The organism is Marinobacter sp. LV10R510-11A, assembly GCF_900215155.1.
Classification (GTDB): Bacteria; Pseudomonadota; Gammaproteobacteria; order Pseudomonadales; family Oleiphilaceae; genus Marinobacter.
Genome location: NZ_LT907980.1, coordinates 2,483,807 through 2,508,290 on the forward strand (window position 1 = coordinate 2,483,807; position 24,484 = coordinate 2,508,290).

Annotated in this window: 32 protein-coding genes; 1 reads left to right on the forward strand and 31 read right to left on the reverse strand. The window is 54.8% G+C overall.

The features are described 5' to 3' along the window. Positions 1 to 33: 33 nt before the first annotated feature. From CPH80_RS11825 to CPH80_RS11880, 11 genes are all read right to left on the reverse strand, one after another. Positions 34 to 615 carry a hypothetical protein gene (locus tag CPH80_RS11825; RefSeq protein ID WP_227520133.1) on the reverse strand — a complete coding sequence of 194 codons (582 nt, stop codon included), beginning with the start codon at positions 613 to 615 and terminating at the stop codon, positions 34 to 36. A 3-nt stretch (positions 616 to 618) separates the two neighbouring features. Then, a complete protein-coding gene (locus tag CPH80_RS11830) occupies positions 619 to 1,848 on the reverse strand; it encodes a type II secretion system F family protein (RefSeq protein WP_096278032.1) in 1,230 nt (409 codons plus the stop codon). Beyond that, positions 1,848 to 3,641 carry a GspE/PulE family protein gene (locus CPH80_RS11835; RefSeq protein WP_096278035.1) on the reverse strand — a complete coding sequence of 598 codons (1,794 nt, stop codon included), beginning with the start codon at positions 3,639 to 3,641 and terminating at the stop codon, positions 1,848 to 1,850. The genes CPH80_RS11830 and CPH80_RS11835 overlap by 1 nt, the downstream gene beginning before the upstream one ends. Positions 3,642 to 3,644: 3 nt before the next feature. After that, positions 3,645 to 4,673, reverse strand: coding sequence for a tetratricopeptide repeat protein (locus tag CPH80_RS11840; protein ID WP_096278036.1), 1,029 nt, complete (start codon positions 4,671 to 4,673; stop codon positions 3,645 to 3,647). Then, on the reverse strand, positions 4,670 to 5,509 hold the full coding sequence (locus CPH80_RS11845; protein WP_096278038.1) for an ExeA family protein: 840 nt from the start codon (positions 5,507 to 5,509) through the stop codon (positions 4,670 to 4,672). The genes CPH80_RS11840 and CPH80_RS11845 overlap by 4 nt, the downstream gene beginning before the upstream one ends. A 1-nt stretch (position 5,510) precedes the next feature. Beyond that, positions 5,511 to 7,247 (reverse strand): pilus (MSHA type) biogenesis protein MshL, encoded by a 1,737-nt coding sequence (gene mshL / locus CPH80_RS11850; RefSeq protein WP_227520134.1) that lies wholly within the window; start codon positions 7,245 to 7,247, stop codon positions 5,511 to 5,513. Then, positions 7,244 to 7,558: a hypothetical protein gene (locus CPH80_RS11855; protein ID WP_096278040.1), complete on the reverse strand. Its 315-nt coding sequence runs from the start codon at positions 7,556 to 7,558 to the stop codon at positions 7,244 to 7,246. The genes mshL and CPH80_RS11855 overlap by 4 nt, the downstream gene beginning before the upstream one ends. Position 7,559: 1 nt before the next feature. Beyond that, on the reverse strand, positions 7,560 to 8,252 hold the full coding sequence (locus CPH80_RS11860; protein ID WP_096278042.1) for a type II secretion system protein M: 693 nt from the start codon (positions 8,250 to 8,252) through the stop codon (positions 7,560 to 7,562). After that, positions 8,249 to 9,736 (reverse strand): PilN domain-containing protein, encoded by a 1,488-nt coding sequence (locus CPH80_RS22460; RefSeq protein WP_227520135.1) that lies wholly within the window; start codon positions 9,734 to 9,736, stop codon positions 8,249 to 8,251. The genes CPH80_RS11860 and CPH80_RS22460 overlap by 4 nt, the downstream gene beginning before the upstream one ends. Before the next feature lie 200 nt (positions 9,737 to 9,936). Further along, entirely contained in the window at positions 9,937 to 10,491 is a 555-nt protein-coding gene (ssb, locus tag CPH80_RS11875; protein ID WP_096278044.1) for a single-stranded DNA-binding protein, read from the reverse strand. Between the two features lie 57 nt (positions 10,492 to 10,548). Further along, positions 10,549 to 11,919 carry an MFS transporter gene (locus CPH80_RS11880; RefSeq protein ID WP_096278046.1) on the reverse strand — a complete coding sequence of 457 codons (1,371 nt, stop codon included), beginning with the start codon at positions 11,917 to 11,919 and terminating at the stop codon, positions 10,549 to 10,551. Positions 11,920 to 12,095: 176 nt separating this feature from the next. On the opposite strand from CPH80_RS11880, the gene uvrA reads away from it, so the two are divergent. Further along, on the forward strand, positions 12,096 to 14,930 hold the full coding sequence (gene uvrA / locus CPH80_RS11885) for an excinuclease ABC subunit UvrA (protein ID WP_096278048.1): 2,835 nt from the start codon (positions 12,096 to 12,098) through the stop codon (positions 14,928 to 14,930). Positions 14,931 to 14,989: 59 nt separating this feature from the next. Here the strand turns inward: uvrA and rplQ are convergent, their stop codons facing one another. The 20 genes from rplQ to rplP form a co-directional block, all read right to left on the reverse strand. Further along, positions 14,990 to 15,388, reverse strand: coding sequence for a 50S ribosomal protein L17 (rplQ, locus tag CPH80_RS11890; RefSeq protein WP_096278050.1), 399 nt, complete (start codon positions 15,386 to 15,388; stop codon positions 14,990 to 14,992). A gap of 33 nt (positions 15,389 to 15,421) precedes the next feature. Further along, positions 15,422 to 16,426, reverse strand: coding sequence for a DNA-directed RNA polymerase subunit alpha (locus tag CPH80_RS11895; protein ID WP_096278052.1), 1,005 nt, complete (start codon positions 16,424 to 16,426; stop codon positions 15,422 to 15,424). A gap of 35 nt (positions 16,427 to 16,461) precedes the next feature. Next, the gene (gene rpsD, locus CPH80_RS11900; RefSeq protein ID WP_096278054.1) at positions 16,462 to 17,082 is read right to left on the reverse strand and encodes a 30S ribosomal protein S4; all 621 of its coding nucleotides are present in this window, start codon (positions 17,080 to 17,082) and stop codon (positions 16,462 to 16,464) included. A gap of 18 nt (positions 17,083 to 17,100) precedes the next feature. After that, positions 17,101 to 17,490 carry a 30S ribosomal protein S11 gene (gene rpsK, locus CPH80_RS11905; RefSeq protein ID WP_096278056.1) on the reverse strand — a complete coding sequence of 130 codons (390 nt, stop codon included), beginning with the start codon at positions 17,488 to 17,490 and terminating at the stop codon, positions 17,101 to 17,103. Positions 17,491 to 17,503: 13 nt separating this feature from the next. Next, entirely contained in the window at positions 17,504 to 17,860 is a 357-nt protein-coding gene (rpsM, locus tag CPH80_RS11910) for a 30S ribosomal protein S13 (protein WP_096278057.1), read from the reverse strand. Between the two features lie 141 nt (positions 17,861 to 18,001). Then, on the reverse strand, positions 18,002 to 18,115 hold the full coding sequence (rpmJ, locus tag CPH80_RS11915; RefSeq protein WP_072799745.1) for a 50S ribosomal protein L36: 114 nt from the start codon (positions 18,113 to 18,115) through the stop codon (positions 18,002 to 18,004). A 30-nt stretch (positions 18,116 to 18,145) separates the two neighbouring features. Next, the gene (gene secY / locus CPH80_RS11920; protein ID WP_096278059.1) at positions 18,146 to 19,468 is read right to left on the reverse strand and encodes a preprotein translocase subunit SecY; all 1,323 of its coding nucleotides are present in this window, start codon (positions 19,466 to 19,468) and stop codon (positions 18,146 to 18,148) included. Between the two features lie 17 nt (positions 19,469 to 19,485). Then, positions 19,486 to 19,920 carry a 50S ribosomal protein L15 gene (gene rplO / locus CPH80_RS11925; RefSeq protein ID WP_096278061.1) on the reverse strand — a complete coding sequence of 145 codons (435 nt, stop codon included), beginning with the start codon at positions 19,918 to 19,920 and terminating at the stop codon, positions 19,486 to 19,488. A 1-nt stretch (position 19,921) separates the two neighbouring features. Continuing rightward, positions 19,922 to 20,110: a 50S ribosomal protein L30 gene (gene rpmD / locus CPH80_RS11930; RefSeq protein ID WP_096278063.1), complete on the reverse strand. Its 189-nt coding sequence runs from the start codon at positions 20,108 to 20,110 to the stop codon at positions 19,922 to 19,924. Positions 20,111 to 20,114: 4 nt separating this feature from the next. Then, positions 20,115 to 20,618: a 30S ribosomal protein S5 gene (gene rpsE, locus CPH80_RS11935; protein ID WP_096278065.1), complete on the reverse strand. Its 504-nt coding sequence runs from the start codon at positions 20,616 to 20,618 to the stop codon at positions 20,115 to 20,117. Between the two features lie 12 nt (positions 20,619 to 20,630). Beyond that, the gene (gene rplR, locus CPH80_RS11940; RefSeq protein ID WP_096278067.1) at positions 20,631 to 20,978 is read right to left on the reverse strand and encodes a 50S ribosomal protein L18; all 348 of its coding nucleotides are present in this window, start codon (positions 20,976 to 20,978) and stop codon (positions 20,631 to 20,633) included. Between the two features lie 9 nt (positions 20,979 to 20,987). After that, entirely contained in the window at positions 20,988 to 21,521 is a 534-nt protein-coding gene (gene rplF, locus CPH80_RS11945) for a 50S ribosomal protein L6 (RefSeq protein ID WP_096278069.1), read from the reverse strand. Between the two features lie 9 nt (positions 21,522 to 21,530). Continuing rightward, positions 21,531 to 21,923 carry a 30S ribosomal protein S8 gene (gene rpsH, locus CPH80_RS11950; RefSeq protein WP_096278071.1) on the reverse strand — a complete coding sequence of 131 codons (393 nt, stop codon included), beginning with the start codon at positions 21,921 to 21,923 and terminating at the stop codon, positions 21,531 to 21,533. 89 nt (positions 21,924 to 22,012) lie between these two features. Then, the gene (rpsN, locus tag CPH80_RS11955; RefSeq protein ID WP_096278073.1) at positions 22,013 to 22,318 is read right to left on the reverse strand and encodes a 30S ribosomal protein S14; all 306 of its coding nucleotides are present in this window, start codon (positions 22,316 to 22,318) and stop codon (positions 22,013 to 22,015) included. Positions 22,319 to 22,331: 13 nt separating this feature from the next. Then, positions 22,332 to 22,871, reverse strand: a complete 540-nt coding sequence (gene rplE, locus CPH80_RS11960) for a 50S ribosomal protein L5 (protein WP_096278075.1) — start codon at positions 22,869 to 22,871, stop codon at positions 22,332 to 22,334. Positions 22,872 to 22,886: 15 nt separating this feature from the next. After that, entirely contained in the window at positions 22,887 to 23,207 is a 321-nt protein-coding gene (gene rplX / locus CPH80_RS11965) for a 50S ribosomal protein L24 (protein ID WP_096278077.1), read from the reverse strand. A gap of 17 nt (positions 23,208 to 23,224) precedes the next feature. Next, a complete protein-coding gene (gene rplN / locus CPH80_RS11970; RefSeq protein WP_096278078.1) occupies positions 23,225 to 23,593 on the reverse strand; it encodes a 50S ribosomal protein L14 in 369 nt (122 codons plus the stop codon). 18 nt (positions 23,594 to 23,611) lie between these two features. Continuing rightward, positions 23,612 to 23,878, reverse strand: a complete 267-nt coding sequence (gene rpsQ, locus CPH80_RS11975) for a 30S ribosomal protein S17 (protein WP_071267344.1) — start codon at positions 23,876 to 23,878, stop codon at positions 23,612 to 23,614. A gap of 1 nt (position 23,879) precedes the next feature. Continuing rightward, positions 23,880 to 24,071: a 50S ribosomal protein L29 gene (gene rpmC, locus CPH80_RS11980; protein WP_071267346.1), complete on the reverse strand. Its 192-nt coding sequence runs from the start codon at positions 24,069 to 24,071 to the stop codon at positions 23,880 to 23,882. Beyond that, positions 24,071 to 24,484 (reverse strand): 50S ribosomal protein L16, encoded by a 414-nt coding sequence (rplP, locus tag CPH80_RS11985; RefSeq protein WP_096278080.1) that lies wholly within the window; start codon positions 24,482 to 24,484, stop codon positions 24,071 to 24,073. Before rplP ends, rpmC begins: the two co-directional genes overlap by 1 nt.

Here is a 24,484-nt window from a genome sequence, read left to right on the forward strand (position 1 = left end):
TTTTCCCGGTTTCTGGATTCTGGTTTCATTTCGTCAACGTGTCGCACTTAGCGTATCCGCTGATTCTTCTGTTAACGACACTGGCATCAGCTTGAGGCCAGTTGATCGTTCATCTTGCTCCCGCTGTCCGTTGTTGTTGCGGTCTGCAAATTCTGTTGTCACTTTCCAGGCCAGGGGCTTGTCCGACTCAATCCGGCGCCGTTTTATGGTTATCGGCTGCCGTGGGTTATAAATTAACCACCCCTTGCCCTGTTTTACTGTCTCTTTTTGTGTCCTATCCCTGAAGCACCAGTTTCCGGGCTCAGGAATATCTCCCAGGCATTGGCCGGCATAGCTTCGCCAGTGATGGTCTATCAACTCAAAGGGGTTGATGCCTTCGTGCGCTACTAGGCGACCATGCCGGTCAAGCATGACTTCGGCCCCCTTGATCACCAGCGCCGATCGTAACTGGCTGATCACCATACTGGCGGACTGTTCTTCGGCTCGCTGTAACGCTCGATCAAGTGCGCCCAGCAGGAACCACCAGAGACTGAACAGTATGACCAGTGCCACCAGGTTTCGGAGCCAGATGGCGCTCTCCATACTGCTGGAGCCCGATTGTGGCCGCCGGGCCATGCCCTAGCCCCGCCCCATGGCTGCGGCCCCCAGGTCCCATATGGGCAGGAACACGCCCAGCGCCAATATAAGAACCAGGATCCCCATGGCCACAATCAATATCGGCTCGATGGATTCCGCCAGCCGCTTTAGGCTGTAATCCACATCTTCATCGTAAAAGTCCGCCACATTGATCAGCATGTCGTCCACGGAGCCGGTTTCTTCACCCACGGCAATCATCTGCACAATCAACGGCGTGAACATCTCGCTTTGCCGGGCTGTACGCAACAGGCTTTCGCCACGCTCGATACCGGACCGCATTTCTTTAATATGTTTCGATAGCCAAGCATTGTCCGTGGCATCTGAAACTACGGTTAGCGCATTGGTCACGGGCATACCCGCCGACAGCATACTGGCGAAGTTGCGGGCAAACCGGCTCAGGGTGATTAGCTCCAGCAACGGGCCGATAATGGGCACTTTCAGTGTGTAACGGTCCCAAGTCAATTGGCCCTGCTCTGTTTGCCTCCACCGGCGTATCATAAATATGCTCGCGGCAATGCCAAACAGTAAAACGTACCAGTAGTTCAGCAGGAAATTGGAGGTGCCTACCAACACCTGGGTAAGAAACGGCAGGTCTGCTCCCAGCTTGTTAAACACCGACGCAAACTTGGGGATCACCAGAAAGTTCACCACCATCAGAGCGGCGAACAGCGCGATCATAACAAAGGTTGGATAACGCATAGCCTGCTTGAGGCGGCGCTTGGTGTCGCGCTCCAGCTCAAGGATGTTAGACAGGCGTTTGAAGGCGTCATCCATTTGACCGGTATTCTCGCCCACGTGGATCATCGCGATAAAGAGTTCGGAAAACACCTTCGGATGCGCCTGCATGGAAGTGGCCATGGTAGAGCCACCTTCCAGCCGGTCGGTCACGTCGTTCAGCACTTCGCTGAGCACCTGTGAACGGGTAGTGTCCGCCAGGCCTCGCATGGTTTGTATCAGCGGGATGCCCGCTTTGGTGAGCGCATGCATCTGGCGGCTGAACACAATCAGTTCATCCAGAGTGATTTTCTTACGGAAAATCGGCAGCTTGTTCAACCGATCTATCAGAGATTCGCTTTGATCCTGCTCGCGAATAGACAGCGGCATAATGCCCCGCCGCATAAGTTCGGACGCCGCTGCCTCCGGGCTCGCCGCCGCGAGTGCACCTTGCTGTACGGCTCCCTTGCTGTCTTTGCCCCGGTAACTAAACTGCATCAGGCGCCTCCGTTACTTTGCGCATCATGCGGCTCGGCGTTGCCGCGTGTTTGAGTGCGCGCGGGCGCCTCTTCCAGGGAAATATCGCCCTCGGAGGTAGCCGCCACCCGGGCCACTTCCTCCAGCGTGGTGATGCCTTGAAGCGCAAAATCCATGGCACACAGCCCAAGCGGGCGATAAAGATGACTCTCACGGGCTTCGCGGGTAAATCCGGACAGATCCTGCCGGCGCAGAGAATCCAGCATGCCCTCGTTCAGCTCCAGCATCTCGTACACACCCATCCGCCCACGGTAGCCGCTGTTGCCACACTGATAGCAACCGCGACCGTGAACAAAGCCTGCCTCCAGATCTAGCGGGGCTAGGTCAAACTGGCTCAGCCACACTTTTTCTTGGCTGGTGGGCTCGTAGGCCTCGGCGCAATTGTCACACACCTTACGAATCAGGCGCTGGGCCACGACACCCAGAAGAGAGCTGGCTACCAGAAAGGGTTCCACACCCATATCTATCAGGCGCATGGCACTGCTGATGGAATCGTTGGTGTGCAGGGTAGAGAGCACCAGGTGACCGGTCATAGCCGCACGCAGCCCGATTTCAGCGGTTTCATGGTCTCGCATCTCACCCACCATGATGATATCCGGATCCTGACGCAGGGCGGACCGCAATACGCTGGCAAACTCCAAGCCAATTTTCGGGTTCACCTGCACCTGCGTGATACGCGGCAACCGGTATTCCACCGGGTCTTCCGCCGTGATGATCTTCACTTCTGGGCGGTTCAGCTCTGCTAGCGCGCCGTACAGGGTGGTGGTTTTGCCACTGCCCGTGGGGCCGGTGACCAGAATCATGCCGTGCGGCTTCTTGATCATGCGGCGGAAATTCTCGAGCAGCAACGGCGGCATGCCGGTAACGTCCAGGTTGAGTAAGCCCTGGCTCTGATCCAACAAACGCATAACCACAGACTCACCATACTGGACCGGCATGGTGGAAATTCGCACGTCGATGCTTCGGCCCTTGACCCGAATGTTGAAACGGCCATCCTGGGGGATGCGTTTTTCGGAAATGTTCAGACCAGCCATCAGCTTCAGGCGGAGCACCAGGGCTGAGTTCACCCGTTTCTCCTTCATTACTTGTTCCTGCAACACGCCGTCCACACGCTGGCGAATGCGCACCACCGTCTCATCTGGCTCGATATGGATATCGGAACTGCGAGCCTGCACCGCATCCTCGAACAAGGTTTGCAACAACTTGACCACCGGGGCCTCTGCGCTTTCGGATTTGGCGCTGAGATCGGCCAAGTCGAAGGCATCGTCGCCCAGTTCGTCTTCCAGCTCTTCCGCCAGTGAGGCAATTTCATCGGTGCGGCGGTAAACCAAGTCGAGGGTGTTCAGCAATTCGCTTTCCCGCACAACGGCCTGCTTGATCGGCTGTTTGAGCACGCGTACCAATTCGTCGTACGCAAAAATATCCAGTGGGTCAGCCATGCCCACGAGAAGTTCATTAGTTTGCTGCGCCAGCACAATACTGCGGAAACGGCGGGCTATGGCTTCTGGCAATTTCTTGACCAATTCGTTATTAAACTGGAAGTGACGAAGCTGCACGAAAGGTACGTTCAACTGACGCGAGAGGATGTTGAGAAGATTGTCCTCTTCCACATAGCCCAGGTCTATCAGAGTGCGGCCCAGCTTCCGCCCGGTGCTCTTCTGCTCACGCAGAGCGGTCATCAACTGTTGCTCAGTGATGACGTCGTTCTCGACCAGCAGGTCACCTATACGAATTTTTTTCTTTGCTTCAGCCATAAATTACCCTGCTCGCAATGCCTGTAGTCGCCGGCGCACATAGTCCGCCAGCGAGCGGGGCAGCCCCGGTAGTTCGGCTGCCTGCCGGTAAGCCTGGGCTGCTCCGGCCTGTTCACCCTGGGCTTCCAGCGAAATCGCCAGCCCAACCCACCAAGGGGCCTGGCTGTTATCCCATACAATCAATTCGGCCCAGTGGCGGGCGGCTTCGGTATTTTCTCCCTGCTGCTGCAGCAACGTCGCAAGGGTAACCCAGTATTCTGCATGGCCCTCGACCGGCGGCACGCTTGATCTGAGGGTATCAACTGCCGTTGCCAGGTTGTTGTTGGCATGCAGCGCCCTGGCTCGCAACAGCCGTAACCTCGGGTGCTCGGCAGTAACGCCTTTAGGCACCCAACCAAGGGCCTGATCCGGCTTGCCGTCCACTAACAGCGCCCTGGCCACTACATAGCGGCTGCGGGGCGCGGTTTGTGTTTGCGTCAGTGCCGCAAGGCCACGCTCTGCATCCGTGATATTGCCCTGTGCCACCAGCCGTTCCAGCTGTCTAGCGGTGCTTCGATCCTTAGCGTCCGGAGTCTCCGGGACGTGCTTAACGCCAGCGGTAGAGACTTCTTCAGGTTGCGCTTCTTCAGGTTCGGTAACGGCTGGTTCCGGTGTGGGTGCCTGTGGCTGCTGGAGTTCTGGTTGTGGTTCTGGTTCGAGTTCGGGCTGGGCCACCTCGGGCTGCGGCCCGGGCGTCACCGCTTCCACTGGTTCGTTTTCAGGTTTTTGATCCACGATAACTGCGGGCATTCTCTGAACACGCTGGTCCGGTGACGGCTCACGCTCCACTACCATCGGCTCCGGTGATGAGCTGCGCGCAAACATCCAGTAGCCACCCATGACGGCGATGAGCAGCGCCAAAACCACCACTGAAATCAGGAGCAAAGGCGTGCCGTTGCGAGGCGATTGCTGCTCACCTACATAGGCGCCTGGCGCCGCTGGCCAGTTCTGCCGCTGCTCAGCTGCCCGCAGTGCGTCATTGAGCAAGCTCATATCCACCTCATCAGGAGATTGGGTAAGCGGGCACTGTCGGTGTCCCGTATCGCCTGCATCACATGCCACCGGCTGACCTGTCGATCGCCCCTTCCCCATGCGGCCAGCATGGCCTTGTGGGCGAGGATGTTGACGAGGCGCGGAATGCCGCCGGAGGCGCGGGAGATCAATCTCAGTGCTGAGGGTGCAAACAGGTCGCCGCCGTTGTACCCGGCCTGTGCCAGGCGGTGCCTCAAATACTGTGCCACAGACACCTTGTCTAGGGGTGCCAGGCGGTATTGGAAGGTAATTCGCTGTTGCAGTTGCCTTAGGCTTTCCCGCTGCAAGAGCTCATCCAGCTCCGGCTGGCCGAACAGTACCACTTGCAACAGGCGTGCACTTTCGGTTTCTAGATTGGTCAACAAACGCAATGCCTCGATGGTTTCCTCAGGCATGGCCTGGGCTTCGTCGACCACCAGCACCACCTGGCGTTGCTCCATGGCCAGTGCAATCAGGCGTGCGTTCAGTGCTTTGAGTATCTGGTGGGTGTTGGCACAACGAGCCACATCCACGCCCAGCTCTTCGGCAACCGCTTCGTAGAGGGTGTCTGGCGTAAGGTGCGGGTTGGGGATATAAGCGGTATGGGCATTCTGCGCCAATTCATTGAGCAACAGACGACATAGCAATGTTTTACCCGTGCCGACCTCACCCGTAATTTTTATAAAGCCTTCGCGCTCACGCAACGCTACCAGCAGCAACTCGAGCGCATCGCTATGGCTGCGAGCCCGGAGGAAATAGCGGGTATTGGGCGTCAATGCAAACGGTGCTTCCTGCAGTCCGAAATGAGATTCGTACATGCTAGCGCGCGGCCTTCTCCGGTTGGGGGGTGACAGACTGGGACGACTCCAACAGTTCTTGCAGAACCTGCATCCGTTCGCGGCTGGACGATACATCCGCGCTCATCTGCTCACTACCGGTAACCACCGGCCGCAGCAAAATAACCAGTTCACTCTTGCGGGACTTAAAGCGGCGCTGTTTGAACAACTCTCCAAGCAGCGGAATCTCACTGAGAAAAGGCACCGCCGAATTGTTGTCTTCACTGGTGTCCTGAATCAGTCCGCCAATCACCACAATCTGGCCGCTCTCGGCACGGATCACACTGTCTGTCTCGCGAACGGTGCTGCGAGCTAGGGGTAGGATTACATCCCGATCGCCGACGGTAATGATTTTTTGCTGGTCGCTCACTTCGCTTACCGCAGGATGAACGTGCAAGGTAATTGCCCCGTCTTCAGCAATCTGGGGGGTTACATCCAGGGAAATACCGGAGAAAAACGGTGTCAGTTCGACCGAAGTGGACGTTCGATCCGTCCCTGAGGCCGCCGAATTGTTGTCGTCGAATTCTATATCGGTCACGAAGAACTCATCGGTACCGACCTTTATGACTGCTTTTTGGTTATTCACCGTAGAAATACGTGGGCTGGACAGTATCTGCACGTTGCCCTGCTCACCCAGAAGTTCAATAAGCCCGGTAAAGGTTCCCTCCCGGAACGTTGCAGAGAACAGCCCTCCAATATCGGATGTCTGTACCGCCAGCCCAGCCAGCGATTGGGCGGTAAACTCAGCCGGTAAGCCGTCGCTCGCCGTGAGCGAGGAAGCACTCTGGATATCGGACCAGTTAACCCCTTGCTGATACCCTTCATTCAGGCCAATCTCCAGAATCTTCGCTTCCAGCACAACCTGCCGCTGCATGATCAGCTGGGTGCGCCGCAGATACTCGTCCACCTGTCTGAGAGACTTACCGTCGGAACGCACCATTACCAGGCCCGTACCTGCGTTAACGACCACCTGGCTACCATTGTCGGTGCCGATGATCATCTTCAGGGCCCGCTCGATGTCCTGCCAGAAATCGGATTCCGTTTCTGTGGAAATCCGCGTACCCACCAGGTTGGCCGTGCTATTGTCGCCCGAGCTGCTTGAGTTTGAGCCGCCACCCGTTGAGCTGCCTCGCGAGCTGCTGACCTGCCCGGAGCTGACACGGGTTTCGGAACCGCCACTGCGCTTGAAGTGGAGGTAGTCAATCGGGAACAATTCCATCTGGACGCCGTCTGCCCTTACCTGGAACAGGCGACCGCTGCGCTGAATATCCAGGCCATATAGATCGCTGGCAATATCCATAACTTCTGGAACCGTTACGCCTCCCAGCCTCAGGTCGATGATTGCCTCAACATCGGGGTGAACCACCACGTTGTATCGGCTTCCCTCCACCAACGCCTCAAAGAAAGGCCCGGCAGCCAGCCCCCGCGCATTCACATCAAACCGTTCTTCGTCATCCGCCGCAGAGGACAATGAAGGCATCAATGCCGCACTCACATCTTCGGGTACGCTACCGATCATGCCTGCCGCTCTCGCTTTTCTCCGCAGTTCAGCGTTAGCCTCAGCTTCGGCCATTGCATCATCAATCGCCGCAGCGGTGTCTGTTGAGGTGGCCTGGCTGGTGCGCATCAACGGGTTATTGCTACAGGCGGTCAGAAACATGGCCAGCAGCAGTGTCAGAAAGGTTCGGTTCAGTGTCATAGCAGCTCGTTTGTCTATCATTGCGAACTCCGCACTTGCGGAAGGGGTTCAAGGCGTAAAACGCGCACTCTTCCCTGATCGACCAGCTCTACCCGGCCCGGGTGAATTCGCTTAATGCGAACCCCCTCAAATGCCTGCCCCTCTTGGCGGGCCACACCATCAATAACCGCCACCCTGCGGTCATTGCCAATAAATATCGACGCCAGCGTAAATTCTTTTTGCGGCACCTGCGCCTGCTGAGTAGCACCAAAGCCATCCGGGCGAGTCGGGTCCTGCAGAGCCAAGGCATTTGAGGCTGCCACGGCCAGCATTATGATCAGTAGCAATCTCATATCACACTCCCAGCCATGCGCGATCCAAGCTTAGGGTTCGAACCCTAAGCCTGACTTCGTTATCAGGGTAGTCGCTGGAGTTATATTCCAGCAGCACCCACCCTAAGCGAGCATCCATGGCTTCGAGTGTTTTTAGATAGGCAAGCACATCCATATAGCCACCACTCAGGACGATTTCCGCGTCGTGAGCAAACAACAGTGGCTCGGCGGGCTCGTCGTTGCGGCTGCTATTTCCGACACTATCGGGTTGCCGATCGAATACCGGTACGGGCGCCAGGAGATCTACAGCTAAAAGCTCCAGTTGATCCTGGGCCGCAAGCATATTCCGCAACAACACAACCATGGCCTGGGGCGCAATCAACCGCCCAGTGGTTTCAGCAAGCTCATTATTCAACCGTTCAAGCCTCTGCTGTCGGGCCGCGAGCTGGTTTCTCAACACCTGTGACGGATCAGACGCCAACTGTTCTGTCAGCCGTTCCTGCTGGTTCAACAATGATGCACGGGTGTCAGACAAAGACACCTGGCGGGCCCGAAGCTGTTCGTTGCCCGCCGTAACCGGAGCAATCGCCAGCTTCCAGCCTGCAAAAAGAACCACTGTAAGCGCGGTTATGGTTAGCAATGCCCGTTCGCGAATAGGGCGCTCGTTGAACCAGACTGCACCCTTATCAAACTTCTGACGAAAAGCCTGCATCATTGCGCAACCTCCCCATCGGTATCTGTGGCTACCCGGAACTCAATCCAGCGGCCGTCTTCTTCCCGATCAAGCCGAAAGCTGCCGAAAGTCTTTCCTGCAAAGGCCGGCTCATCACCCAACTTTTCAAGATACACCGGCACAAGTCGGCCTGACTGCGCCTTGCCCGCTAGGCCAACGTTGCCCTGGCGGGCATCAAGGCGGATCTGCGTTAGCCAAAGCCCTTGCGGCACCTGACGCGCTAGAGCCAATAACGGCGCCGAAAACCCGATCGCCTCTGTGGCGATCAAGTTTTCCACCCGGCCCAGCAATTGCTGCCTGCGCACTAGCGTTGCCGTCACACTTTCAAGAGCAGCTTCAACTGCGGGATCGGGTTGGCGAGCGTTTACTTCGCCGGTCAGTTGCTCCACGGAGCTCTGCAGCTTCTCACTCTGTTGTTGCAGCGTTCCAACCTTCGCCTGCAGTTGAGATTCCTGATAACGGACAACACCAGCAGCCACCACCAACGCAACCAACCCGAGCACCAGAACGGACAGGGCTGTCCCTGCCTGCAATTTTCCCTGGCGGGAGCGCAAATCGTCAGTATAGAGATTTACCTGCTGGACTATTCCGTCGCCCTTCCGGGCGGTTGCCAGGCTGGCACTCCATGCAATAAGGCAGCGGCTATCCAGAGGCTCTTCAAGACCAAAAGGTGCCCAGTCCAGAGTTTCAACCGAGGCAGCCACATAGGTTGCCAACATGGATGACAGTGGCAGGACATTGTCTCGGGCGACCAATCTGATCACGGCAGGCGGAACCTGCCCTAATTGGCTTTCGTAGTAGTCCAGGGAACGCTGCATTTCCAGCGCCAGCGACTGCACCGAGCTCTCTTGGCTCGACGCATCGCGCAGATCATCGGACGTTACGTCCAGCCGCCGAGACAAATACAGCGCCTCTCCCTTGCAGACGATCATCTGTCCGAAGCGCTCACGCATGTAAACCAGAGCCGCGCCCCGGCGATCAGGGTCGATGCGGGACACCAGATTGCGTAAGGCCAGCTCGGCAATATCAATCGAAACCAGCGCCAAGCCACAGTTCTCTACCAGCGTAACCAGTTCGCTAACCAGAGACTTTCGCGCGGCGACCACATTCACCAGGTTTCCTCGTCCGCGAGAAGCATCCTCGGGAAAAAGAAACGCACCGGACACGGCATCGGAGGGGTTAAAGTCGAGAAAATCCTTGAGCTTCCACTTCAGGGCATCGCCAAGCTCAGACTCATCAATACCTTCCGGGCGTTCCAGCTGGAATACCTGGTACTGGTCAAGCGGCAGAATGAGTGTGGTATCAGCACCGGCCCAACCGCGCTCGCTGGAAAGAGAGCCAAGAACATCCTCCCGCTTTGCCGGTAAGCAATCAGAAAAACCGGCCAAGCCTCCAGATTCCGCCCACGCTATCCCGTCGGCGCGCACTTCCAAGCAGATGCGCTGGCGCCCACCGGAACGTCGCAAAATTTTTGCTATATAGCTTAGAACCACTCGCCAGCCTCAGTGTTTAAAAAGTAAACAGATCGTAATGCACCTTGGATAATAGTTGATAAAACGAACGTAATTCCGTGTTTTATCGTTTGTTTTTGCGTTTTTTTGCATCTGTCTAATAAAAAAAGACCCCGAAAAAACGGGGGCTTTCTGAGTTATGGCGAGCCTTGCCCCTAGAAGGGTATGTCGTCATCAAAGTCGTCAACTGGCTCAGGCATACTGCTACCCTGCGCTGGTTGGCCTTGGTTCTGGTTCTGGTTCTGGTTCTGGTCATAACCGCCAGACTGGGCAGGCTGCTGGTTATTCTGAGCCGGCGCAGCTGGCGTCGATTGCTGCTGAGGACGTCCGGCAGGTGCACCTTGATTTGCTCCACCGTCACTACCACGACTGTCCAGCATCTGCATTTGGCCATTAATGTCCACCACAACCTCAGTGCTGTAAACGTTCTGGCCTTCTTTGTTCTGCCACTTGCGCGTCTGTAGCTTGCCCTCTATATAGACCTTAGACCCTTTACGCAGGTATTGCCCGGCCACCTCGGCAATCTTCCCGAACATAACAATTCGGTGCCATTCCGTTTTGGGAACCAATTGACCCGTCTGGCGATCCTTATAACTCTCGTCGGTAGCAATGTTCAGGTTCACCACGGCATTGCCGTTCGGGGTATAACGGGTGTCCGGATCCTGCCCGAGATTCCCGATAAGAATAACTTTGTTTACGCCTCTTGCCATGTTCTGCTCCCGATTCTGTCTTCATGAGCGCCCGCATTCCTTGCGAGCCTCCGGATTTCAAGAACTGCTACCCTGCTGGACAAATGGAACGTCCGCAAGTAACGCCTCATCAAAGTGCTGTCGATCCACCTTAAGATAGGCGGTGCCAGCGTTTTCAATAATGACCACATCCTGCACGCCCGGCAGGCTACGCAGGCTGCCATCAACATCGCCGTACTGGTCGCTGGCCATGTCCCGCAACTGTACCACGAAACCCGAGGTGTAGCCCGGCACAGGCATGGTCAGAGCGACCAGCAACCAGAGCCCAAGCACGGTAACCATAAACCACACTACACCCTCAATTCCAACCTGCTGCAGCAAGAAGCCACCCAAGGCCCCGCCCAAAAAAGCGCCCATAAACTGCGAGGTAGAATACACGCCCATGGCCGTTCCCTTGCTTGCAGCCGGCGCCTCTTTACTGATCAGAGACGGCAGGCTAGCCTCAAGCAAATTGAAGGCCATAAAAAAGAAGAAAAGCACGGCCCAAGCAATGGGCAGGCTATCAGACACTCCGGCAAGCCCCGCTGTCGCCAGTGTAAGCAACGCAATAGCACCACACAGAACCGGCTTCATTCTGCGCTTTTTCTCACCAATGATGATAAAAGGTACCATGGCAACAAATGAGGTAATCATCACACTCAAATAGAACCACCAATGTGAACTACTGGCCAGCCCAAGCTGATCCTGCAGAACAGATGGAAACACTAAAAACAATGACGTTAGTACCAGGTGCAGTGCGAAAATCCCGAAATCCAGTCGCAACAGACGTTTGTCAGACAGAACGCGCCCCAGCATAGCTTTCGCAGGATGGGTATCGGCACTGATTTTATGTTGATGCGGTGTGGGTACAACGCGGCTGACAATGAGCAAGGCAATCATGGCCAGCACGGCTGTCGCGTAAAAGATTCCAGACAGGCCCCATACCGAACCCAGCAGCGGCCCCAGAACCAGCGATACGGAGAACGAAAGCCCTATAGAGATACCCACCGTCGCCATGGCCTTGGTGCGCTCTTCCTCTCGGGTCAAGTCGCTGAGCAGCGCCATGAGCACACTGGCAATAGCGCCTGCCCCCTGAAGCATCCGACCGCCGATCACCACGTATATTGAATCTGTGGAGCCAGCCAGTATGCTGCCCGCAGCGAAAAGAACCAGGCCGATGTAGATCATGCGCTTGCGGCCAACTCGGTCTGAAAGTAAACCGAAAGGTATCTGCAACAACGCTTGGCTCAACCCATAGGCGCCAATGGCAAAACCGAGCAGAGCCGGCGTTGCACCTTTAAGCTCGTCACCCAACAGCATGAATACCGGCATAACCATGAAGAGCCCGAGCATGCGTATCGCATACACAGATGCCAGCGCAGATACGGAGCGTTTTTCCAGCGCATTCATGGTAGTTGGCTCCTCTCCGGGGGGGTGAAAGCGCGACCTTGCGAAAGAACATATTTCCCGCAGGCGGCGCATTGTAACAGAACGCTCTCCGGCAGGGGACAGCTACGACTTTACCGACATCTTCGCCGCAGCCGGCGTAACACGGTATAATTTACGTTTTTTCCAAGTGAGGCATTATGGATCATATCCAGATTAAAGGGGCGCGGACCCACAACCTGAAGAACATCGACCTGGATATCCCAAGGGACAAGCTGATCGTGATAACCGGTCTATCCGGCTCAGGCAAATCATCCTTGGCGTTTGACACTCTCTATGCGGAAGGTCAGAGGCGTTATGTGGAATCTCTATCCACCTACGCGCGTCAGTTCCTATCCATGATGGAGAAGCCCGATATCGATCACATCGAGGGTTTGTCTCCTGCTATTTCTATCGAGCAGAAATCCACATCACACAACCCTCGCTCGACGGTCGGCACCATTACCGAAATCTACGACTATCTGCGACTTTTGTTTGCTCGGGCTGGCGAACCACGATGCCCCGAACACGGCCAACCACTGGAAGCGCAGACCGTAAGCCAGATGGTTGATCTGGTGCTAGCCATGCCGGAAGACAGCAAACTGATGATCCTTGCGCCGGTTATACGGGATCGCAAAGGGGAGCATCTGCAAGTCGTCGAGACCATGCGCAGCCAAGGCTTTATCCGGCTACGGGTGGACGGCACCGTGTATGACATCGACGATGTACCAACGCTCGACAAAAAGCGCAAGCACCAGATTGATGTTGTCGTCGATCGCTTCAAAGTAAAACCTGGCCAGGAACAACGGCTCGCTGAAAGTTTTGAGACCGCCTTGGGGCTTGCCGACGGCATCGCCTTGGTCGCCCCGATGGATGGCGAATCAAGTAGCGAAGGTGCGGAGCATACCTTCTCAGCAAAATACGCGTGTACACAGTGCGGCTACGCCCTAAGCGAACTGGAACCAAAGCTGTTTTCCTTTAACAGCCCCGCCGGCGCCTGCCCTACCTGCGACGGCCTAGGTGTTAAGCAGTTCTTTGATGCAGACAAAATTGTACAGCACCCCGAAGCAACCCTAGCCGCCGGTGCCATCAAAGGCTGGGATCGCCGGGCGGTGTACTATTTTCAGCTGCTGGGCAGCGTTGGCGAACACTATAAAGTCGATTTAGAAACACCCTGGGAAGAGCTTCCGGAAGATTTCCAGACAACCCTGCTGTTCGGGTCCGGCACCGAAGAGATTGCGTTTCGCTATGTGAACTCTCGCGGCCACATCATGGAGAGATCCCACCCCTTCGAGGGGATTATTCCGAACCTCGAACGCCGCTACCGGGAAACAGACTCTCAGAGCATGCGTGAAGAGCTAGCACGTAACCTCAGCACCCAGGCCTGTAAAGAATGCCATGGCGCCCGCCTACGCAGCAGCGCCCGACACGTTTTCATTGACGAACGCACTATTTCGGATCTAACCCGCCTTCCAATCGGTGAAGCCTATTCTTACTTCGATACCCTGGAACTGGCTGGCCGCAAAGGCGAAATTGCCGAAAAAATCACAAAAGAAGTCCGGCAACGGCTCCAATTCCTAGTAAATGTGGGCTTAGAGTACCTGACACTGGAACGCAGCGCTGACACCCTGTCTGGAGGTGAGGCCCAACGAATAAGGCTCGCCAGCCAGATTGGCGCTGGCCTTGTTGGTGTTATGTACATCCTGGATGAGCCATCCATCGGGCTTCATCAGCGCGACAACGATCGTTTGTTGAGCACCCTTACCCACCTTCGCGATCTTGGTAACACCGTCATCGTTGTCGAGCACGATGAAGATGCTATTAGGGCAGCCGATCACGTTATTGATATAGGGCCAGGTGCCGGCGTACACGGCGGCGAAATCATTGCTCAGGGCACGCCTGCTCAGGTGATTGCAAACCCCAACTCACTGACTGGCCAGTACCTAAGCGGAGTTAAAAAGATAGCCATTCCGAGCATTCGGAATAAGGGTACAGGCCAGACTCTCACGTTAACCGGTGCAACTGGTAACAACCTGCAGAATGTCACCCTAACCCTACCACTGGGTATAATGACCTGCGTAACCGGCGTTTCCGGCTCTGGCAAATCCACTCTGATAAACAGCACCCTATACCCAGTGGCGGCTGCCAAGCTGAACAAAGCCACCAGCCTTACCGCATCACCCTACGAAGGACTGAAAGGGCTTGAACAGCTGGATAAAGTGATCGACATAGACCAGAGCCCCATCGGTCGCACCCCTCGCTCCAATCCGGCCACCTACACCGGTCTATTCACACCGATTCGGGAGCTGTTCGCAGGCACTCAAGAGTCAAGATCAAGGGGCTACAAACCCGGCCGCTTCTCCTTCAACGTGAAAGGTGGACGATGTGAAGCCTGCCAGGGCGACGGCATGATAAAGGTAGAGATGCATTTTCTGCCAGATGTGTACGTTCCCTGTGACGTGTGTAAAGCCAAGCGCTATAACCGCGAAACTCTAGAGGTGCGCTACAAAGGTAAGAATATCAATGAAGTTCTGAGCATGACCGTAGAGGAAGGGCGGGTGTTTTTTGACGCCGTGCCGTTTCTTGCCAGAAAGCTACAGACACTGATTGATGTGGGACTGTCCTATATTCGCCTCGGCCAAAGTGCAGTCACCCTGTCTGGCGGCGAAGCGCAGCGGGTCAAGCTTGCCAAGGAGCTATCCAAGCGGGATACCGGGCAAACCTTGTATATCCTCGATGAACCCACAACAGGGCTACACTTCTACGATATACAGCAACTGCTAAACGTACTGCAGCGCCTCCGGGATCACGGCAACACCATCGTGGTGATCGAGCACAATCTTGATGTCATCAAGACGGCTGACTGGGTGATAGATCTAGGCCCAGAAGGCGGATCAGGAGGCGGGAAAATTATTGCGGAAGGCACGCCAGAACAAGTCGCTGCAAATCCAGCCTCGCACACAGGCCACTACCTGAAAGCCATCTTGCCGGGCTAACCGGCACAAAAAAACCGGAGGCGTTTCCGGCTCCGGTTTTTTCTGACTAGATGACAATGTTACTTGCCGTCTTTGTCCACTTCTTCTGCTTCGATGTCCAACGGACGACCTATCAGCTCAACAAATGCCATAGGGGCATTGTCGCCTGTACGGAAGCCACACTTCAGAACACGAAGGTAACCACCCGGACGCTCATTGTAACGGGGGCCAAGCTCATTAAACAGCTTGACAACCGCTGCATCGTCACGTAGGCGAGAAAACGCCAGACGACGATTTGCAACCGAATCTTTCTTGGCGAGCGTGATCAAAGGCTCAGCTACCCGACGAAGCTCTTTGGCTTTCGGCAGCGTTGTTTTGATCAGCTCATGACCAACCAGTGACGCAGTCATGTTACGAAACATGGCCTTGCGATGCGCACTGGTCCTGTTGAACTTACGACCACTCTTACGATGACGCATTGCTCTTATTCCTTACCTTAAACTAATCGGCAATCAACCGCCCAAAACCCGATCGTCGCCACGAAGGCTAGCCGGTGGCCAGTTATCAAGACGCATACCCAGAGACAAACCGCGGGACGCCAAAACGTCCTTGATCTCGGTGAGCGACTTCTTACCAAGGTTAGGCGTCTTCAACAGCTCAACTTCTGTGCGCTGAATAAGATCGCCGATGTAGTAAATATTTTCAGCCTTCAAGCAATTAGCCGAACGCACTGTCAGTTCCAGATCATCAACCGGACGCAGCAGAATCGGATCAATTTCTTCCTCTTCTTCAACGCGCTCTGGCTCTTTCTCATGATCGAAATCAACAAATACCGCCAGTTGCTGCTGGAGAATCGTGGCCGCCCGGCGAATTGCTTCTTCCGGATCGATAGTGCCATTTGTCTCCAAATCAATAACCAGCTTGTCCAGATCGGTACGCTGCTCTACTCGTGCACTTTCCACGGAATAGGCTACACGGCGAACCGGGCTGAAGGTTGCATCCAGTTGCAGACGCCCGATGGCACGGGTTTCATCTTCGTCGAGACCACGTTGATCTGCCGGCTCATAGCCGCGACCGCGTGCAACACGTAGACGCATGTTCACTTCACCATTTTCACTCAGGTGACAGATCACATGATCCGGGTTGGAAATCTCAACGTCATGATCCAGTTTGATATCACCGGCTGTAACAACGCCCGGGCCTTTCTTGCTGAGCGTTAGCTCAGTGTCATCCCGACCATTCATCTTGACCGCAACGCCTTTGAGATTCAGCAGAATCTCAATGACGTCCTCCTGGACACCCTCAATCGCACTGTACTCGTGCAAAACACCGTCAATCTGCGCTTCAGTCACGGCGCAGCCCGGCATCGAAGACAAAAGAATGCGGCGCAAAGCGCTACCCAGGGTGTGACCAAAGCCTCTTTCCAGAGGCTCGAGCGTAACCTTGGCGCGCATCTCACTCGATTCTTTTACATCGATCGTACGAGGTGTCAATAATTCATGTGCTGAACGCTGCATAGACGCCCCTATCTGCTATCGTTGCGAACTGGGCTTTACTTAGAGTAAAGCTCGACGATGAGGTTCTCGTTGATGTCGGCCGGCAACTCAGTACGCTCAGGCACTGACTTGTAAACGCCGGACATCTTGGTGGCGTCGACCTCGACCCAGCTCACCGGTGCACGGCTTGCAGACAGATCCAGAGCGCCTTTAACGCGCAGCTGATTTCTGGCCTTTTCACGCACACTCACAACATCACTTGGCTTGACTTTGTAGGAAGCAATGTTCACTACGTTGTCATTCACCAAGATCGCCTTGTGGGAGACGAGCTGACGGGACTCTGCACGGGTAGAACCGAATCCCATGCGGTATACAACGTTATCAAGACGCGTCTCGAGAAGCTGCAGCAGGTTTTCACCCGTGGCACCTTTCAGGCGAGCCGCCTCTTTATAATAGTTGCGGAATTGCTTTTCCAGTACGCCGTAAATACGACGAACTTTCTGTTTTTCACGAAGCTGTACGCCGTACTCAGACAGACGACTACGACGCGCACCATGCACACCCGGTGGGGTCTCGATGTTGCACTTGGTATCCAGCGCGCGAACGCCGCTCTTCAGAAAAAGATCTGTCCCTTCACGACGAGACAGCTTGCACTTCGGGCCTGTATAACGAGCCATATTTAACTGTCTCCTGTGTTAGACGCGGCGCTTTTTGGGCGGACGACAGCCGTTATGAGGAATCGGCGTCACATCTGTGATGTTGGTGATCTTGTAGCCGCACGAATTCAACGCGCGAACTGCAGACTCACGTCCGGGCCCGGGTCCTTTAACCTCTACGTCCAGGTTTTTAAGGCCGTATTCAGCAGCCGCGTTACCGGCTTTTTCAGCTGCTACCTGCGCAGCAAAAGGTGTACTCTTACGTGACCCACGAAAACCGGAACCACCAGAGGTAGCCCAGGACAGGACGTTGCCCTGACGGTCAGAAATGGTCACGATAGTGTTGTTGAAGGACGCATGAACGTGCGCGACGCCATCAACAACTGTCTTTTTCACCTTTTTACGGGTACGTGTACCTGGCTTTGCCATGTTTGCCTACCTGTTACCTGCGAATAGGTTTGCGTGGACCTTTACGGGTGCGCGCGTTGGTCTTGGTGCGCTGGCCACGGACTGGAAGCCCATGACGGTGGCGCAGACCACGGTGACATCCGAGATCCTTCAAACGCTTAATGTTCATTTGTACTTCACGACGCAGATCGCCTTCAACGATTGCCTTACCCACTTCTGAACGAAGTGATTCAAGCTGCTCGTCGGATAGGTCTTTGACCTTGACGTCCGGCTTAACGCCGGTTGCATCGCAAACCTTCTGGGCTGTCGTCTTGCCAACACCAAAGATATAGGTCAGCGAGATAACAGCATGTTTGTGATCGGGTATATTGACACCGGCTATACGTGCCATCCAAATTACTCCGCGCTCAAAGCTATGCTGTGTGAATTTTCCGCCACTAATAAGGGCGCGAAATAATAGCGCCTGACCCGCTACCGAGTCAAGCGCTACTATTTATACCCCTCTACAGTGCCAAGGTGCTTCCCGAAGGAATCAGCCCTGACGCTGCTTATGGCGAGGTTCCGGGCAAATGACTCGTACTGAGCCATTGCGACGAATTACTTTGCAATTACGGCAAATTTTCTTTACCGAAGCGCGTACTTTCATTGTCGACTCCAGTTTTCAAGGGGAACGGGATTAACCGTTCCGACCATAGCCCTTGAGATTAGATTTCTTCATCAGTGATTCATACTGATGCGACATCAGGTGCGACTGAACCTGGGCCATGAAATCCATCACCACGACTACAACAATCAGCAGTGAGGTGCCGCCCAAATAGAAGGGCACGTTCCCGGCAACCATCAGAAACTGAGGAAACAGGGAGACTGCTGCAATGTACATTGCACCGAACAGAGTCAGGCGAGTCAGCACACCATCAATATACTTGGCTGTCTGATCACCCGGACGAATGCCCGGTATAAACGCGCCAGAGCGCTTGAGGTTATCCGCAACTTCTTTCGGGTTGTACATCAATGCTGTATAGAAGAAGCAGAAAAATACCACTGCTGCTGCAAACAAAATGATGTACAACGGCTGGCTTGGAGCCAGTGCCTGGGATATATCACTGAGCCACTCCATACCTTCGCCCTGACCGAACCACTGACCCAGCGACGCTGGGAAAAGCAGAATGGAGGAAGCAAAAATGGGCGGGATTACACCGGCCATGTTTACCTTCAGAGGTAGGTGACTGGACTGCTGGGCAAACACCCGGCGCCCTTGCTGTCGTTTTGCGTAGTTGATGGTCAGCCGACGCTGCCCGCGCTCCATGAAAACCACGAAGCCAACAATTGCAATCGCAAGAATACCAATACCCAAAACCAACAACAGGCTCATCTCGCCGCTACGAGCCTGCGCCAGAGTCTGACCAATTGCGCCGGGAAGCCCGGCAACAATACCTGCAAAAATCAGCAGGGAGATGCCGTTACCGACACCCCGCTCAGTGATCTGCTCACCCAGCCACATCATGAATACTGCACCACTCACGAAAGAGACGACTGCCACAAAGTGGAAGCTGAAGCTATCGTTGAAGGTGACGCCCTGAGAAGCCAACCCGACAGAAATACCCAAACCCTGAACCAGAGCTAAGACAACCGTACCATACCGCGTGTACTGGCTAATCTTTCGACGTCCAGCCTCACCCTCTTTCTTCAGCTGCTCAAGCTGCGGATTTACCGCTGTCATGAGCTGCATGATAATCGAGGCAGAGATATACGGCATAATACCGAGAGCGAAGATACTCATGCGCTCAAGCGCACCACCTGAAAACATGTTGAACATACTCAGGATAGTGCCCTGATTTTGCTCAAACAGTGCCGCCAAACGGTCTGGGTTAATACCTGGCACCGGAATGTGGGCACCAATTCGGTACACCAGCAATGCCACGAAGACAAACCAAAGCCGCGATCGCAGCTCTGCTAGTCCTTTTCCCGCGCCCGCAGGCAATGATGCGTTCTTGGCCATTTAGTCCTCGACTCGCCTTAGTCTTCGACTTTCCCACCCGCGGCAGAAATTGCCTCGCGCGCGCCTTTTGTTACCCGAAGTCCTTTCACGGTCACTGCACGATCGAGCTCGCCCGATAGGATAACCTTGGCTTCGCGAATTTCCTCACGGATGATGTCGGCCTTCTTAAGGGCCGCAAGATCCACAATATCGCCTTCAACTTTCGCCAGTTCGTTTAGGCGAATTTCAGCAACATAACGCTGCTGACGCGACGTAAAGCCAAACTTCGGCAGTCGACGAGCCAAAGGCTGCTGGCCACCCTCGAAACCAGGAGCAACGCTGCCCCCGGTACGGGCTTTCTGGCCTTTGTGACCACGGCCACAGGTTTTACCGAAACCGCTTCCGATACCACGACCGACGCGCCTTGCGGCGGGACGTGAACCGAGTTCCGGACTAAGTTTGTTCAGACGCATCTTAGCTCTCCTCAACCCGAACCAGGTAGTTCACCCGGTTGATCATACCGCGCATAGAAGGTGTATCTTCTACTTCAACGGTATGACCGATTTTACGAAGACCCAAGCCCTTCACACAAAGCTTGTGCTTAGGCTGGCAGCCGATAGGGCTGCGGGTCAGAGTTACTTTGATCGTTTTTGCGTTCGCCATGACTTCAACAACCCAGAATGTCTTCGACGGATTTACCGCGCTTGGCTGCAATATCTTCAGGCGCCTGCGTTGCCTGGAGACCCTTGATAGTGGAACGTACTACGTTCGCCGGGTTGGTAGACCCATAACACTTGGACAGTACGTTCTGAACACCTGCAACTTCAAGTACTGCACGCATCGCACCACCGGCGATGATACCTGTACCGTCAGAAGCCGGCTGCATGTACACCTTGGAACCACCATGCTGGGCTCGCACTGCATACTGCAGGGTAGTGCCGTCGAGAGGCACATCTACCATGTTCTTACGTGCAGCTTCCATTGACTTCTGGATAGCGACCGGCACTTCACGTGCCTTGCCACGGCCAAAGCCAACGCGTCCTTTTCCGTCACCAACAACGCTCAGTGCGGTGAACGCGAAAACGCGACCACCCTTGACCACTTTGGCGACGCGATTAACCTGAACCAGCTTCTCCTGGAGCTCAGGCGCCTTCTGATCGTTAACGCTCATCTTCTCCACCTCTTAGAATTGCAAGCCAGCTTCACGGGCTGCGTCGGCCAAAGCCTGCACACGACCGTGATAACGGTAACCGGAGCGGTCGAAAGCGACCTGCTCAACACCTGCCGCCTTGGCGCGCTCAGCAATCAGCTGACCGACCTTTTTCGCGGCGTCCACGTTACCGGTTGCACCCTGGCGCAATTCCTTATCCAACGTGGAGGCAGTGGCTATAACTTGGCTGCCATCTGCGGTCGTAACCTGGGCGTACATATGACGCGGGGTGCGGTGAACGCACAAACGTGTCGTACCCAGTTCACGGATCTTCATGCGCACTTTGCGTGCGCGACGCAATCTTTCGTTATTCGCGCTCATAGTCCCGCCTTATTTCTTCTTGGCTTCTTTACGTCTTACCTGCTCACCCGCATACCGCACACCTTTGCCTTTGTAAGGCTCGGGCGGACGAAACGCGCGGATTTCTGCAGCGACGTGGCCAACCTGTTGCTTATCGATACCGCGAATGACAACTTCCGTATTGGACGGAGTTTCAACGGTAATCCCCTCGGGCAGCTCGTACGCTACTGGGTGAGAAAAACCCAGTGTCAGATTGAGCTTCTTACCTTGCGCCTGGGCCCGGTAACCTACACCGATCAGCTGGAGCTTACGCTCGAAGCCTGCGGACACACCGGTCACCATGTTGCTGACCAGCGCGCGGGTTGTGCCAGCAAGAGCGCGGGACTGTTGGGCACCATCACGGGCAGCAAAGCGAAGAATGCTGTCTTCCTGCTTTACTTCCACCGTCTGGTGAATTGAAAACTCAAGTGCTCCTTTGGAGCCCTTTACACTAATTTCCTGTCCGTTCAGCTTAACCTCAACACCGGAAGGCAGCACGACAGGATTATTGGCAACCCTGGACATGTGATTCTCCTAGAATACGGTGCAGATGACTTCGCCACCCACGCCGGCAGCTCGTGCGGCGCGGTCTGTCATTACGCCCTTAGACGTAGAGACAATCGCGACTCCTAAACCACCGGATACTTTCGGCAGTTCCCCGGTGCCCTTATACTGGCGCAGACTTGGACGGCTAACCCGCTTGATCTTCTCAATAACCGGCTTGCCGCCAAAGTACTTGAGGTTGATCGTCAGCTCGGGTTTTACCTCGGCTGAAACGGAAAAATCGCCAACGTAACCTTCGTCCTTCAGGACTTGGGCCACGGAGATCTTCATCTTTGAAGACGGCATCGTAACGTCTGTCTTTGATGCCATCTGGGCGTTGCGAATACGGGTTACCATATCCGCAAGCGTATCTTGCATACTCATTGGTATGAGGCTCCTGATCTTTTTAGTTGTGCAGCGGCTTGCCGCACCGCTTACCAACAGGCACCTGACCTAAGTCAGGCCACCCATCTTTACCAGCTTGCTTTAGTCAGGCCCGGAACGTCGCCACGCATGCCGTATTCACGGAGTTTAATCCGTGAAAGCTCGAACTTGCGAAGAACGCCATGGGGACGACCAGTCACCTGGCAACGATTACGAAGACGCGAAGGAGACGCATCGCGAGGAAGCTGTTGTAGCTTCATCTGTGCGCTCCAACGGTCATCATCGCTGGTATTCGGGTTCTTGATAATCGCCTTGAGCTCAGCACGCTTCGCTGCAAATTTTGCAACGGTTTGCTCGCGCTTGAGTTCACGGTTTTTCATGGAAACCTTAGCCATTACTCTCGTTCCTTTATTTCTTGAACGGAAAACCAAAAGCTTTCAAAAGCTCGCGACCTTCATCGTCGGTACCGGCACTGGTGGTAATGGTGACATCCAGACCACGGATCTTGTCGACCTTATCGTACTCGATCTCAGGAAAAATAATCTGCTCACGCACACCCATGCTGTAGTTACCGCGCCCATCAAAGGACTTGGGATTCAGGCCACGGAAGTCACGAATGCGGGGAACCGCAATGTGAATCAGCCGATCAAAGAAATCCCACATGCGCTCGCCGCGCAGGGTAACCTTACAACCAATCGGCCAACCTTCACGGATTTTAAAGCCCGCTACAGATTTACGCGCCAATGTAACAACCACTTTTTGTCCTGCTAGGCGCTCTAGATCTGCCACAGCATTCTCAATCAGCTTCTTGTCACCGACCGCTTCACCGACACCCATGTTCAGGGTAATCTTTTCGATACGCGGCACCTGCATTATGTTCTTGTAGCTGAACTCTTTCCACAGGGCTGGTACCACATCCTTACTGTACTGCTCTTTCATGTTAAGCATCGCAACCACCACCGCTTACTGGTTATCGACAGCTTCTTTCGTAGCTTTGAAGATCCGCGATTTCGCCCCGTCTTCCTTAATCTGGAAGCCAACACGATCGGCTTTGCCGGTCTGCGGATTAAAAATAGCTACGTTGGAAGCCTGGATAGGTGCTTCTTTCTCGACGATGCCACCTGGGGAGCCCAGCATCGGGTTCGGCTTAGTGTGCTTCTTCATCATGTTGATGCCAGAAACAATCACGCGGCCGTCGTCCTGAACCTTCAGAACTTTACCACGTTTGCCTTTGTCTTTCCCCGTAGTGACGACTACTTCGTCATCTCGTTTGATCTTTTTCATAACCGGCCTCTGGTCCTTTAAAGTACTTCGGGTGCCAGTGAGATAATTTTCATGAACTTTTCATTACGCAGCTCACGGGTAACCGGTCCGAAGATACGGGTACCAATCGGTGCGTCCTGGTTGTTCAGAAGTACCGCCGCGTTACCGTCAAAGCGGATCAGCGATCCGTCAGGACGGCGAACACCCTTACGGGTGCGCACGACGACAGCCTTGAGTACCTGGCCTTTTTTCACTTTGCCGCGAGGGATGGCTTCCTTAACGGTTACCTTGATGACGTCCCCTACGCTAGCATACCGCCTGTGTGAACCGCCCAGAACCTTGATGCACATCACCCGACGCGCACCGCTGTTATCTGCGACTTTAAGCATTGTTTGAGTCTGAATCATGGTTTTTCTCCGGGCGTATTACACCTTGGATGCATGTTCAGTGACTTCCACTAGGGCCCAGCTTTTGGTCTTAGAGACCGGGCGGGTTTCCTGAATGGTAACAGTGTCACCAATGTTGCACTGGTTGCTCTCATCGTGAGCATGGATCTTGGTTGAACGCTTCATGTACTTGCCGTACAGAGGGTGCTTTACCTGACGCTCGACCAATACCACGATGGATTTCTCCATCTTGTTGCTCACGACCTTGCCGCTCAGAGTTCTGGCAGTTTGGGTAGCTTCGGTCATGTCACTGTCCTGCCTTTTCGTTCAATACTGTTTTCACGCGAGCAATATCACGCTTCACCCCTGGGAGGAGATGAGACTGATTCAGCTGACCTGTCGCTTTACGCATGCGCAGGTTGAACTGCTCCTTCAGGAGGCCGATCAGATCTTGCTTCAGCTCCTCGGCTGATTTTGCACGCAGCTCTGTTGCTTTCATCACATCACCGTCCTCGTTACAAAGGTGGTCTGTACCGGCAATTTGGCAGCAGCCAGAGTGAAAGCTTCGCGCGCAATATCTTCAGTCACGCCTTCCATCTCGTAGAGCATGCGGCCTGGCTGAACTTCAGCCACCCAATACTCGACAGAACCTTTACCTTTACCCATACGAACTTCCAGGGGCTTGCCAGTGATCGGCTTGTCCGGGAAGACTCGAATCCAGATCTTACCACCCCGTTTAATCTTACGAGTCATGGTACGACGTGCGGCTTCAATCTGGCGCGCAGTTACACGCCCGCGAGTGGTTGCCTTCAATCCGTATTCACCGAAGCTCACCTTGTTAGCGCGGTGAGCAAGGCCGGTGTTACGGCCTTTCATTACCTTGCGAAATTTGGTGCGTTTTGGTTGCAGCAT

Bases quoted from the DNA above. Each gene is read 5' to 3' on its own strand.
- rplO (WP_096278061.1), bottom strand. From the start codon at position 19,920: ATGCGTCTGAACAAACTTAGTCCGGAACTCGGTTCACGTCCCGCCGCA.
- rplN (WP_096278078.1), bottom strand. From the start codon at position 23,593: ATGATTCAGACTCAAACAATGCTTAAAGTCGCAGATAACAGCGGTGCG.
- CPH80_RS11855 (WP_096278040.1), bottom strand. From the start codon at position 7,558: ATGAGATTGCTACTGATCATAATGCTGGCCGTGGCAGCCTCAAATGCC.
- rplR (WP_096278067.1), bottom strand. From the start codon at position 20,978: ATGAGCGCGAATAACGAAAGATTGCGTCGCGCACGCAAAGTGCGCATG.
- rpsH (WP_096278071.1), bottom strand. From the start codon at position 21,923: ATGAGTATGCAAGATACGCTTGCGGATATGGTAACCCGTATTCGCAAC.
- rpmJ (WP_072799745.1), bottom strand. From the start codon at position 18,115: ATGAAAGTACGCGCTTCGGTAAAGAAAATTTGCCGTAATTGCAAAGTA.
- CPH80_RS11825 (WP_227520133.1), bottom strand. From the start codon at position 615: ATGGCCCGGCGGCCACAATCGGGCTCCAGCAGTATGGAGAGCGCCATC.
- rpsM (WP_096278057.1), bottom strand. From the start codon at position 17,860: ATGGCACGTATAGCCGGTGTCAATATACCCGATCACAAACATGCTGTT.
- rpsE (WP_096278065.1), bottom strand. From the start codon at position 20,618: ATGAGCGTTAACGATCAGAAGGCGCCTGAGCTCCAGGAGAAGCTGGTT.
- rpsQ (WP_071267344.1), bottom strand. From the start codon at position 23,878: ATGACCGAAGCTACCCAAACTGCCAGAACTCTGAGCGGCAAGGTCGTG.
- rplE (WP_096278075.1), bottom strand. From the start codon at position 22,871: ATGCTTAACATGAAAGAGCAGTACAGTAAGGATGTGGTACCAGCCCTG.
- rpsD (WP_096278054.1), bottom strand. From the start codon at position 17,082: ATGGCTCGTTATACAGGCCCGAAGTGCAAGCTGTCTCGTCGTGAAGGG.
- CPH80_RS11845 (WP_096278038.1), bottom strand. From the start codon at position 5,509: ATGTACGAATCTCATTTCGGACTGCAGGAAGCACCGTTTGCATTGACG.
- ssb (WP_096278044.1), bottom strand. From the start codon at position 10,491: ATGGCAAGAGGCGTAAACAAAGTTATTCTTATCGGGAATCTCGGGCAG.
- rplP (WP_096278080.1), bottom strand. From the start codon at position 24,484: ATGCTGCAACCAAAACGCACCAAATTTCGCAAGGTAATGAAAGGCCGT.
- rplQ (WP_096278050.1), bottom strand. From the start codon at position 15,388: ATGCGTCATCGTAAGAGTGGTCGTAAGTTCAACAGGACCAGTGCGCAT.
- CPH80_RS11860 (WP_096278042.1), bottom strand. From the start codon at position 8,252: ATGATGCAGGCTTTTCGTCAGAAGTTTGATAAGGGTGCAGTCTGGTTC.
- rplF (WP_096278069.1), bottom strand. From the start codon at position 21,521: ATGTCCAGGGTTGCCAATAATCCTGTCGTGCTGCCTTCCGGTGTTGAG.
- rpsK (WP_096278056.1), bottom strand. From the start codon at position 17,490: ATGGCAAAGCCAGGTACACGTACCCGTAAAAAGGTGAAAAAGACAGTT.
- rplX (WP_096278077.1), bottom strand. From the start codon at position 23,207: ATGAAAAAGATCAAACGAGATGACGAAGTAGTCGTCACTACGGGGAAA.
- rpmC (WP_071267346.1), bottom strand. From the start codon at position 24,071: ATGAAAGCAACAGAGCTGCGTGCAAAATCAGCCGAGGAGCTGAAGCAA.
- CPH80_RS11880 (WP_096278046.1), bottom strand. From the start codon at position 11,919: ATGAATGCGCTGGAAAAACGCTCCGTATCTGCGCTGGCATCTGTGTAT.
- mshL (WP_227520134.1), bottom strand. From the start codon at position 7,247: ATGATAGACAAACGAGCTGCTATGACACTGAACCGAACCTTTCTGACA.
- CPH80_RS11830 (WP_096278032.1), bottom strand. From the start codon at position 1,848: ATGCAGTTTAGTTACCGGGGCAAAGACAGCAAGGGAGCCGTACAGCAA.
- CPH80_RS11895 (WP_096278052.1), bottom strand. From the start codon at position 16,426: ATGCAGCGTTCAGCACATGAATTATTGACACCTCGTACGATCGATGTA.
- secY (WP_096278059.1), bottom strand. From the start codon at position 19,468: ATGGCCAAGAACGCATCATTGCCTGCGGGCGCGGGAAAAGGACTAGCA.
- rpmD (WP_096278063.1), bottom strand. From the start codon at position 20,110: ATGGCGAACGCAAAAACGATCAAAGTAACTCTGACCCGCAGCCCTATC.
- CPH80_RS11840 (WP_096278036.1), bottom strand. From the start codon at position 4,673: ATGAGCTTGCTCAATGACGCACTGCGGGCAGCTGAGCAGCGGCAGAAC.
- CPH80_RS11835 (WP_096278035.1), bottom strand. From the start codon at position 3,641: ATGGCTGAAGCAAAGAAAAAAATTCGTATAGGTGACCTGCTGGTCGAG.
- uvrA (WP_096278048.1), top strand. From the start codon at position 12,096: ATGGATCATATCCAGATTAAAGGGGCGCGGACCCACAACCTGAAGAAC.
- rpsN (WP_096278073.1), bottom strand. From the start codon at position 22,318: ATGGCTAAGGTTTCCATGAAAAACCGTGAACTCAAGCGCGAGCAAACC.